This is a genomic window from Phytobacter massiliensis JC163 (assembly GCF_000321045.1).
Lineage (GTDB): Bacteria > Pseudomonadota > Gammaproteobacteria > Enterobacterales > Enterobacteriaceae > Phytobacter_A > Phytobacter_A massiliensis.
Genome location: NZ_HE578948.1, coordinates 362153 through 372294, shown reverse-complemented (window position 1 = coordinate 372294; position 10142 = coordinate 362153). Strand labels below are relative to the sequence as shown.

The following is a 10142-nucleotide window of genomic DNA, read 5'->3' as shown; positions in this document are numbered from 1 at the left end:
ATGCCGCTCTTTCATCACTCCCGGGTTTGTCAATAACCTCAACGGCCTCCACGGGAGGCCGTTTTTTTAGCCACCACGTCAGCAATAGCGCCACGACCACCAGCAACGCCGTCAGCAGGTAGATCATCGACACCCCTGACCACGCCATCAACAGCCCCGCCACCGGCCCGGTTATCCCCAGCGACAGATCCATAAAGACCGTATAGGTCGCCAGCGCCGCGCCCTGATTGTGCTGCGGCACCGCTTTCACCGCCACGACGCCAAGCGCCGGGAAGACCAGCGAAAACCCCGCACCGGTGAGGAAAACGCCCACTTTCGCCAGCAGCGGCGCGTCGGCCACGCCCACCATCACCAGCCCAATCGCCTCTACGGCAAAACTGATAAGCGCCACGTTAAGCCCCCCAAGCCGGTTAATGCCGTTGGGAAAGACAAGCCGGGATCCAACGAAAGCAATACTGAACAGCGTCAGGGCGAAGGCCGCGCCGTCCCAGCCTTTGGCATCATAAAAAAGCGTAATAAAGGTGGCGATAACGCCAAACCCGGCGGAGCCGAGCGCCAGCGCCATCCCATACTGCCAGACGCGCCCCAGCACGGCGCGAAACGGCAGCGGCTTGCCTTTGCTCCCCTTCACCGCCGCGCGCGGCAGCGCGCAGACAACAGCCAGCAGCGCCACCGCCATCACCACCCAGGCCAGCCCTTCCAGGCCGCCATAGCGATAGCAGAGCACGCCCAGCGGCGCGCCGAGGGCCATCGCGCCGTAGGTGGCGATGCCATTCCATGAGATCACCCGCGCGATATGAATGGAGCCGACAACGCCCACCCCCCAGAGCATAGAGCCCGTTCCGGCAAAGCTTTGCCCTACCCCCAGAATCACCCGCCCGATACACAACAGCACCAGGCTCACCACCGGCGATGCGCTCTGCCAGGCCGCCAGCCAGTAGCAGAGGCCGCAGATCAGCGCGCCGCACAGGCCAAACACCACCACTTTTTTCGGCCCCAGCAGGTCAGCGTAGCGGCCCGCATGGGGGCGGCTCACCAGCGTGGCGAAGTATTGCAGACTGATAGCCAGCCCGGCCCAGAAGGCGCTGAAACCGAGCACGTCGTGCACGTAGCCCGGCAGCACCGCCAGCGGCAGACCAATCGTGAGGTAGCTAGCAAAGTTAAAAATAACGACGGACAGAATCCGCAGATTGAGACGCAATCCGCTTAGCGCCGGTTCGGCGGCTTGTTCGGGCATGGAGATCACCAGATATTCACAACAGTGTTTCACTATTACCACGTCATGCGTAGAAAATCAGCAGCAGATTCAGAATATCGGACTCAGGCGAAGCGCCCGCCAGGCACTACAATTAAGGAGCGGCGTATATCAAGGAATCGCTCATGACCCAACCTCAACCCGATCGCGCGGGTTTACACATCCTGCTTAAACTGGCGTGCCTGGTCGTTATTCTGGCCGGTATCCATGCGGCAGCAGATATTATTGTGCAACTGTTACTGGCGCTCTTTTTCGCCATTGTGCTTAACCCGCTGGTCACCTGGTTTGTGCGCCGACGGTTTAAACGCCCTGTCGCTATCACCATCGTGGTGATAGTCATGCTTATTGTTTTAACCGCGCTGTTTGCGGTGCTGGCAGCCTCCATGAATGAATTTCTGACCATGCTGCCGAAATATAACCGCGAGTTCACGCGCAAGTTCCTGCAATTGCAGGAGATGATGCCCTTCCTGCATTTGCATGTCTCTCCCGAGCGCATGATTCAACGAATGGACTCGGAACGGGTAATGACCTTCGCCACCACCTTAATGACGCAGCTCTCCAACGCCATGGCGAGTATTGTGCTGCTGGTGATGACCGTAGTGTTTATGCTGTTTGAAGTGCGCCACGTGCCTTACAAAATGCGCTTTGCTCTTAACAACCCGCAAATTCACATCGCCGGGCTGCACCGGGCGCTTAAGGGCGTATCGCACTATCTGGCGCTTAAAACCTTGCTGAGCTTATGGACCGGGGTCATTATCTGGGCCGGGCTGACGCTGATGGGTATTCAGTTTGCCCTGATGTGGGGGGTGCTGGCGTTCTTACTCAACTATGTGCCCAATATCGGCTCGGTGATCTCCGCCATTCCGCCGATGATTCAGGCGCTGCTGTTTAACAGCGTTTACGAATGTCTGCTGGTGGGCGCGCTCTTCCTGGTGGTGCATATGGTCATCGGCAACATCCTGGAGCCGCGAATGATGGGCCACCGGCTCGGTATGTCGACGCTGGTGGTATTCCTCTCGTTGCTGGTCTGGGGCTGGCTGTTAGGCCCGGTGGGTATGCTGCTCTCCGTGCCGCTTACCAGCGTGTGCAAAATCTGGATGGAAACCACCAAAGGCGGCAGCAAGCTCGCCATTATGCTTGGCCCAGGCAGGCCGAAAAGCCGCCTGCCTGGCTAGCGATTTACCGCAGATTATTCGGGAAATCCGCAGGCAGTTCACTGGCGGCGCAGGCGATAACGTCATCGTTGTCTGCGCCGCAATCGCGTACAAAGGTAATCGTGGCGAACTCATCAATCACTTCGGTGGGGTAAGCCGGGCCCGCGTCACGATAAGATTCCATCAGCGGAATGTGGTCGTTCTGGAAGCAGACCGTTTTTTCCGGGTTATTGATGACCCAGCGCGGGAAGAAGATCGTGCCGTGGAACAGCCGGTCGCCCAGGTTAACGATCAGGCTGACATCCGTACCGGTCGGCTCGGTCCAGGAAATTTTATAGATACTCTCACCCACCCGCACAATGTAGGCATGCTGGTTTTTCACCCAGCGGTTGCCGACGATCCCGCTGTGGATACGGTAATCCAGGGTGGTGGCGTTTTTCACATAAATCTCGTAGTTCCAGCCATTATCGTAGGTATAAACCAGATGTTTGCCGACGAAGCCGCTCAGATCGTGTTTATCAAAGTTGCTCATAATCTTTCTCCTCTGTTTGATGAGAGGATAGTACACCTTTAAAAAATGGATAAATAACGCTATATTTTAATCAAATTAATCCATTTTTTAGATGAGTTATGCACAAAACCACCCTTGAACAATGGACGCTGCTGCAGAAAGTCGTTGAACTGGGCAGCTTCGCCAAAGCGGCGGCAAGCACCCACCGTAGCCAGTCATCGGTGAGCTACAACCTGGCGCTGTTACAGGAACGGCTGGGCGTGGCGCTGCTGGAGCCGGAAGGCCGCCGCGCGGTACTGACTCCCGCAGGCGAACTGCTGCTCGGCCAGGTCAGGCCGCTGCTTAAAGCGTTTGAATATGTTGAAACCCGCGCCGCCACGCTGCGAAACGGCCAGCGCACGCGGCTGGATCTGGTGGTAGATACCATTTTTCCCCGCGCCCGGCTGTTCGCTATCCTGCGCCAGTTTCAGCAGCGCTACCCGCAAACGCAGGTGCACCTTACCGAAGTGCTGGAAAGCGCCTCGACGGATCACCCCGCGTGGGCCGAAGCCGATGTGCTGGTATTGACCCGCCGCCAGGATATGACCGGACGTGGCGAATGGCTGATGAATATTGATTTCGTTGCTGTAGCCCACCGGGATCACCCCCTGTGCGCGACAGTAAGCATGGATGACGAGCAGCTTGCCGCCTGGCCGCTCATTCGTATTGCCGAACGGGATAACCGCCAGGAGGAGCGCGGCGAATCCTGGACCTTTTCGACGATTGATGCCGCCATAGAAGCCGTTCAGCACCAGTTGGGCTACGGCTGGCTGCCGGAAGAGCGCATCGCGCCGCTGCTGGCAAACGGCGCGCTGAAAATTCTGCCGCTGCGCCACGGAAGCCGCCGCGCCACGCCGCTGCACGTCATCGTGAAAAAAGATTTGCAGCCGCTGGATGAGCAGGTAGAGGCGCTGTTACAGCTCCTGAAAGAAAACTAAACGGCCCCGGATGCGGCGCACATGCGCCTTATCCGGTAAACCAACCGCCTGAAATATCAGGCGTAGAACCGGCTCATCAAAATCATCAGCACCGGGGTGGTGACCGTCGACAGGATGGTGGAAATCAGCATACTGGTCGCCGTCGCCCCCTGTAGCACCTTAAATTTCTGCGCCATCATATAGACATTCACCCCCACCGCCATCGACCCCAGCAGCACAACCACCTGGCTTTCCAGCTGCGGGAGCCCCAGCATTAAGGCTGCCGCCCAGATGAGCCCCGGCATCAGCACCAGCTTCATCAGGCAGATGGCCGCGCTCTCACGCAGCCCCTGACGAATTTTATAGTGCGACAGGCTCATCCCCAGCGTCACCAGCGTTAAGGGGGCGGCAATCTGCCCCAGCATACTGACCGGGCCATCGACAAACTTCGGTAGCGGGTGGCCGGTCATGCTCCAGGCAAAGCCGGTGAAAATGCCGATGATCAGCGGATTACGCAGCACATTGAGCAGCGTCTTGCCAATGCCCTTCACAGAGAAGCTGCCGCTCTGCGCCCATTCAACCGAGACGGTCACCAGCGTCCAGAGGATCAGGCTGTTGAATACCAGCACCAGCGCCACCGAAGGGAGGCTTTGCTGACCAAGAAGAATCACCGCAAAGGGGGTGCCGAGCATGACGTTATTAGAGAAGATGCCGCCAAGGCCAAAAACCGATCCGGAGATAGCGTCCAGCCGAAAGAGACTCTTCGCCACCACGCGCCCGACGACATAGATAACCAGGCAACTGCCAAAGTAGGCAATGAGCAGACGGACATCCACCGGCGGGCTTTGCCAGAACTTGCTCATCACTTTAAACAGCATGCAGGGCAACGCCACGGTAAAGCAAAAGCGGTTAAAGACGCTGCTGGCCGACTCCGGCCAGCCCGCAAAGCGTCCCAGACAATACCCTAAAGCAATCAATGAAAATAAAGGGGCGGACAAAATCATTTGCTGCGTGAGCTGCCCCAAAAAACTCGTCGTATCCATACTTAACCTGCCTGCATTTTGGAAAGAGACCCTATATTTTTCTTTTTCGGCAGTATAAGGGTTTTGTAACGTAGCGTCCCTTATTCTGTTTGGGGCATCTGTCCGATAAATTCCACAGGAGGTCTGGCAGGAAGCGGAAGCGCTCCGCGTTCGGCATCCTGGCCAGTTTCAGGTTTTGTCACTTGAGTTATGCGAGTCCTGGCGCGGTAACGGCATTCTGATATCGTCGATTTCATATAATAGCGCCATGATCTTAGACGACAACGCGAAAAAACGCCTTCCCTTCTCCGTCAACACCACCGAACGAATATGCCTACCCCGCTGAATAAGCGTAAATCCAATATTATTCTCAAGGGTCTGTAAGCGTGACGAAATACATGTTTGGCTAACATTCAGGAAACCAGCCGTAGCAGGGAGACTTCCGGTCCGCACGGCGACCAGAAAAGTATTCATTAAATCTATAGTCATTTTAATTAAACACCTAAAAAATTACTATTGCATCTATAACCACCCAACAACAACACTGCGAAAATATCATTAACACATCCACCCCCCTTTTATTGTGACCATTACACATTTCATAAAATTAAAATGAAATAGCTGCATTTCATTTTGAAAAAATTAACTACAGCCAACTTATTTCTGTGAAATCGATCACCCACTGGATTGTTAACAAAAAACAAACAATAAATAAAAATCAATATATATCAAAAACTTATAAAATATCGATCCTATAAAAATAATTTCTGGCACGTCATCTGCAATTACCTGCCTCAAACAACCAAGGAGACAGTTAGATGACATACAAAATTTTACTTCCCCAGGAAATCATGAAGGAAGGAAGGGAATATCTGGAAAGTCGTGGCTATGAACTTATTGATGGTTCAGGTATGGAAGAAGAGGACATCATTCGTGATATTCCCGACTGCGACGGTATTATTGTCCGCCTGTCTAAAATGTCCGACCGTGTATTTGAAGCAGCGAAAAAGTTAAAAGTCGTTGCTCGCCACGGCGCGGGCTATGACACCGTAGATTTAGAGTCGGCAAAACGTCATGGCGTTACCGTATTAAACGCGCCGATAGCCAACAGTATGTCTGTCGCTGAATTAGCGATTTTCTACATGCTGCATTGCTCACGTAACTTCAAGCTGGTCGAAGAAAAAATGCTCGAAGATTATTACTGGGCAAAACTGCGCACGCCGAAAGTTGAGCTGGATGGTAAAACCCTGGGGCTGGTGGGCGTAGGGAATATCGGATCGCGTGTGGCCATCAAAGCGCTGCACGGCTTCAATATGAAAGTTATCGCGTATGATCCTTACAAAACGCAAGCTCAGATGCCGGAAGGCGTAGAACGTACGGACGATTTTGACCGTATTTTTAAAGAGAGCGATTTCGTCTCTCTGCACTGTCCATCCAGCAAAGAAACGCTTGATTTCGTTGGCGAAAAACAGTTCGCCCTAATGAAACCTACCGCTTACTTCATCAACACCGCTCGCGGCAAATTGGTTGATGAAAAAGCGCTCTATCACGCTCTCTCCACAAATGTTATTGCCGGTGCAGGCATTGATGTACTGAAAACAGAGCCGTTCGATCCTAATGATCCCCTTTTTGCTCTCAGCAATATCGTGATTGGCCCACACATTGGAGCCGCCACCAAAGAGGCCACCGACCGCGCCTCTCTGCATTCCGCCATCGGTATCGACGAAGTGTTATCCGGTAAAAAACCATCCTGGCCGGTGCCGGGTTTTTGAGGAGCAGAACATGTCCATTGGAAATCGTATTTTTACCCAACGCCCGGCTTTTGACGTGGAATTACTGAAACAGTATGAACAACTGCCTGCGGCAAATATTGCCGACACCATGAATCGTATAGCAGTACTCGGCAATGGCATTAAGCGTATCTCGTCACCGAAAAAACCCATCATGGCAGGCTATGCCATTACCGTAAAAGCACGGGCGGGCGACAACTTGATGCTCCATGCCGCGCTGGATATGGCAACAGAAAACGACGTTATCGTTGTCTCTAACGAAGGCGATCGTTCCCGTGCGCTGATGGGCGAAATCATGGTGGCTTACGCCCACTGCAGCAAAAAAATCGCTGGCATTGTGCTTGATGGCCCAATCCGCGATATCGATGCGCTCTCAGTACTCGACTTCCCCATCTTCGCTACCGGCTCCAACCCGGCAGGCCCGTTTAAAGAAGGTCCGGGCGAGGTTAACACGCCTATCGCTGTCGGCGGCGTGGCCGTCTGCCCAGGCGACCTGATTGTGGGTGATGCCGATGGCGTGATTGTTGTTCCACTGAACGATGCTGCCGCCCTGCTCGAAAAAGCCACGGCCTATTCCAAATTTGACGCGGGTAAAGTTGAAGCCGCGAAGAACGGCACGGCTAACCGCGCTTGGGTAAGAAAAACGTTAGATGAAAAAGGCGTTGAGGTTATCGACGACGTCTACCGCTAATTCGTTCAAATAAGGAAAAGCCGCGCACGGGATTTCGAATGCGCGGCTACCAAATACAGGTAATGTAATATGTTTTATTTAAAACTCTTACCCATCATATTTTTCCCAATCCTGTTCTGGGTCCTTCCTCACCCGCAAGGTGTTTCCGCGCAAACCTGGCATATGGTTGGTATTTATCTGGCGATGTTGTGCGGGCTGGTACTGCGCCCGTTTACCGATGCCGTCATTATGCTCATTATCCTCGGCTTCGCTGCGTTGGTCATTGAACCCGGCCCATTATTCGCCGGATTCGGCAGCCCGATGGTGTGGTTTATCATCAGCGCCTTTATCATTTGTAAGGCCTTTGTTATTACAGGTCTTGGCAAACGTATCGCGTACCTGCTGCTCCAACGCTACGGTAAAAATACCCTGACGCTCGGCTATTTGATGATGGTGACAGACACTGTTCTGGCGCCAGCAACCGGCTCGAATATGTCGCGCTCTGGAGGGATTACCTACCCTATCTTTCGCAATATCGCCGAAGCATTGGGTTCGAAGCCAGATGAGGGTAGCCGGAAAATCGGCGCGTATTTGACCATCCTGATGTATGTCGTATCGATGGGGACGTCCAGCCTGTTTCTGACCGGGATGGCCACTAACTCCATTACCGTATCGCTCGCTAACGAGATTATGCACGTCAATCTTGAGTGGATGGTGTGGTTCAAAGCGGCGATTGTGCCCGCAGGCCTGGTGTTATTAGCCGCCCCCTGGATTCTCTATAAGCTGTATGCGCCTGAGCTGAAAACCATTGCTAACGTCAACGAAATCGCCACCAAAGGGTTGCAGGAACTCGGCCCGGTGAAACGCGAAGAGAAGTTACTGATCGTTTTCTTTGTGCTGGGAATACTCGGCTGGATGACGGGCTCCCTTACCGGCATTAAATTTATTCCGGTTGGCCTCGCCTTCCTCGCTTGCCTGTTGTTATTTAAAGTTTTGAGCTGGAACGATGTGGTAAGTGAGAAGTCAGCCTGGCAGACGTTCGTCTGGTACGGGGCATTTTATGGCTGCGCAGTGGCGCTTTCAAAAGGCGGCTTTTACGTTTACCTGGTGGGCGTGATTAAAAACTATCTCGACCTGTCACAACTGAATGAAATCAGCGCCATCGGCGTACTGGTGTTTATTAGCCTCGCAGTACGGTACTTTTTTGTCTCAAACAGCGCCTTTGTGGTGTCGTTCTACCCGGTGCTCTTTACGCTCGGCATGACGACACAAGCGGACCCGATGTATGTCGCCCTGTCGTTGGCCTTCTCTGCGGGCTATGGTGCACTGCTGACTCACTATGGCAACGGCGCAGGCGTGTTCACCTTCTCCAGCGGCTATGTTCCACAAAAAACGTTCTGGCTGCTCGGCACCATCATGGTACTTATCAATGTGCTGGTCTATTTCCTGATCGGTATACCTTACTGGAAAATGATCGGTATTTGATCAAGGAGAGACTGTTATGAAACTGGATATTCTGATTAAAAATGGCCTGTTGGCGGATCTGGACGGCGCAACGTACCAGAACCAGAACATCGGAATTATTGGCAACCGCATTGTGGATTTAGAGGCTGTTGATAGTTGGGAAGCCGAAACCACCATTGATGCGGCAGGCTGCATTGTTCTGCCGGGCTTGATTGATTTTCATGGCCATGTTTTTCATGGCGGTACAGCGATAAGCGTTAACCCGGATATTCTCTGTCTACCCAATGGTGTCACCAGCGTGGTGGACGCCGGAAGTAGCGGCTGGGTGAACTACTCATTATTCCGCAACAGCGTTATTAATCCTGCCCAGACACGGATTAAAAGCTATCTGAATGTGGTGAATGTAGGGCTTTCTACCCTGGGTGGCGGGCCAACGGGGTATCTGGAAAATACCAACCCGGCTAACTTTAACGTAGAAAAAATTCGGCAGACGCTGGAGGAGAATCGCGACAATATTCTCGGTCTGAAGCTGCGTTATAGCCAGGACATTGCATCCGGGCGCAATTTTAGCAGCGATCCTTTCTACGCCACGGTGGAACTGGCAAGAGAACTGGATACCTCACTTTGCGTACATGTGACAGATTCCCGCCTGCCTGCCGATGAGCTGATTCGCCACTTCCAGGCCAATGATATTTATGCGCACTGCTTCCACGGCACCGGTAATGCGATTTTGTCGGCAAGCGGCGAGGTCTTCCCGGCCATCAAAGCGGCCAAAGCGCGCGGCGTGGTCTTCGACTGCTCCAACGGTGTGGCGCATTTTGATTTCAGGGTCGCTCGTAATGCGATGGAGCAAGGCTTCAACCCGGACATCATCAGTACAGACATGACGCTGCGCAACAGCCTGCGCACCAACAAAGTATTCAGTCTGCTGTTTGTTATGTCGAAGTATCTGAACATGGGAATGTCGTTCTTCGATGTGGTTCGGGCCGTGACCGCTACTCCCGCACGGTTGATGAAAATGCAGGGGCAGATCGGCACGCTCGCACCGGGCGCGTTTGCCGATATCGCCATTGTCAAACTGCGTAACGAGGAGATTGTGTTTGAAGATACGAAAGGCGAGCAGCTGAAAGGCGATCGTTACATTGATAACTGCGCCACCATCAGTAACGGGCAAATTGTCTATCGCCGCCAACGCTTTTAAGAGAGAAGGCTGTTCCATTAGGCTTTGCCTGCGCACCGCAAATGCGCAGGCTTTTTTGTTTTGTCACCCTGATTCTGGTTGCGCATCAGGGGTAAAAGCTATGATGGAGCGCGCGTAAA

Annotated in this window: 10 protein-coding genes; 6 read left to right on the top strand and 4 right to left on the bottom strand. The window is 53.4% G+C overall.

Going from position 1 to position 10142, the window contains the following annotated elements; all coding sequences use genetic code 11:
- Nucleotides 1–1237: MFS transporter (locus ENTHG_RS19110; protein ID WP_071825909.1), on the bottom strand; the 1237-nt coding region annotated here is incomplete at its 3' end.
- Nucleotides 1238–1380: 143 nt separating this feature from the next.
- Here ENTHG_RS19110 and ENTHG_RS19105 point away from each other — a divergent pair.
- The gene (locus ENTHG_RS19105) at nt 1381–2430 is read left to right on the top strand and encodes an AI-2E family transporter (protein ID WP_044183500.1); all 1050 of its coding nucleotides are present in this window, start codon (nt 1381–1383) and stop codon (nt 2428–2430) included.
- Nucleotides 2431–2434: 4 nt separating this feature from the next.
- Here the strand turns inward: ENTHG_RS19105 and ENTHG_RS19100 are convergent, their stop codons facing one another.
- A complete protein-coding gene (locus ENTHG_RS19100; protein WP_161624533.1) occupies nt 2435–2944 on the bottom strand; it encodes a phenolic acid decarboxylase in 510 nt (169 codons plus the stop codon).
- Nucleotides 2945–3039: 95 nt separating this feature from the next.
- Here ENTHG_RS19100 and ENTHG_RS19095 point away from each other — a divergent pair, with 95 nt between their 5' ends.
- Nucleotides 3040–3897, top strand: a complete 858-nt coding sequence (locus ENTHG_RS19095; RefSeq protein WP_044183497.1) for a LysR family transcriptional regulator — start codon at nt 3040–3042, stop codon at nt 3895–3897.
- A gap of 56 nt (nt 3898–3953) precedes the next feature.
- On the opposite strand, the gene ENTHG_RS19090 is transcribed toward ENTHG_RS19095, so the two are convergent.
- A complete protein-coding gene (locus ENTHG_RS19090; RefSeq protein WP_044183493.1) occupies nt 3954–4919 on the bottom strand; it encodes an AEC family transporter in 966 nt (321 codons plus the stop codon).
- A 168-nt stretch (nt 4920–5087) separates the two neighbouring features.
- Entirely contained in the window at nt 5088–5372 is a 285-nt protein-coding gene (locus ENTHG_RS26465; RefSeq protein ID WP_425325308.1) for a LysR family transcriptional regulator, read from the bottom strand.
- A gap of 344 nt (nt 5373–5716) precedes the next feature.
- Here ENTHG_RS26465 and ENTHG_RS19085 point away from each other — a divergent pair, with 344 nt between their 5' ends.
- From ENTHG_RS19085 to ENTHG_RS19070, 4 genes are all read left to right on the top strand, one after another.
- Nucleotides 5717–6670 (top strand): hydroxyacid dehydrogenase, encoded by a 954-nt coding sequence (locus ENTHG_RS19085; protein WP_044183491.1) that lies wholly within the window; start codon nt 5717–5719, stop codon nt 6668–6670.
- A 10-nt stretch (nt 6671–6680) separates the two neighbouring features.
- Nucleotides 6681–7379, top strand: coding sequence for an RraA family protein (locus ENTHG_RS19080; protein WP_044183489.1), 699 nt, complete (start codon nt 6681–6683; stop codon nt 7377–7379).
- A 69-nt stretch (nt 7380–7448) separates the two neighbouring features.
- Complete coding sequence (locus tag ENTHG_RS19075) at nt 7449–8843, top strand: DASS family sodium-coupled anion symporter (protein ID WP_044183488.1); 1395 nt, start codon at nt 7449–7451, stop codon at nt 8841–8843.
- A gap of 16 nt (nt 8844–8859) precedes the next feature.
- The gene (locus ENTHG_RS19070; RefSeq protein ID WP_044183487.1) at nt 8860–10023 is read left to right on the top strand and encodes a metallo-dependent hydrolase; all 1164 of its coding nucleotides are present in this window, start codon (nt 8860–8862) and stop codon (nt 10021–10023) included.
- The last annotated feature ends 119 nt before the right edge of the window (nt 10024–10142 follow it).

Bases quoted from the DNA above. Each gene is read 5' to 3' on its own strand.
- ENTHG_RS19080 (WP_044183489.1), top strand. From the start codon at position 6,681: ATGTCCATTGGAAATCGTATTTTTACCCAACGCCCGGCTTTTGACGTG.
- ENTHG_RS19105 (WP_044183500.1), top strand. From the start codon at position 1,381: ATGACCCAACCTCAACCCGATCGCGCGGGTTTACACATCCTGCTTAAA.
- ENTHG_RS26465 (WP_425325308.1), bottom strand. From the start codon at position 5,372: ATGAATACTTTTCTGGTCGCCGTGCGGACCGGAAGTCTCCCTGCTACG.
- ENTHG_RS19090 (WP_044183493.1), bottom strand. From the start codon at position 4,919: ATGGATACGACGAGTTTTTTGGGGCAGCTCACGCAGCAAATGATTTTG.
- ENTHG_RS19095 (WP_044183497.1), top strand. From the start codon at position 3,040: ATGCACAAAACCACCCTTGAACAATGGACGCTGCTGCAGAAAGTCGTT.
- ENTHG_RS19075 (WP_044183488.1), top strand. From the start codon at position 7,449: ATGTTTTATTTAAAACTCTTACCCATCATATTTTTCCCAATCCTGTTC.
- ENTHG_RS19085 (WP_044183491.1), top strand. From the start codon at position 5,717: ATGACATACAAAATTTTACTTCCCCAGGAAATCATGAAGGAAGGAAGG.
- ENTHG_RS19070 (WP_044183487.1), top strand. From the start codon at position 8,860: ATGAAACTGGATATTCTGATTAAAAATGGCCTGTTGGCGGATCTGGAC.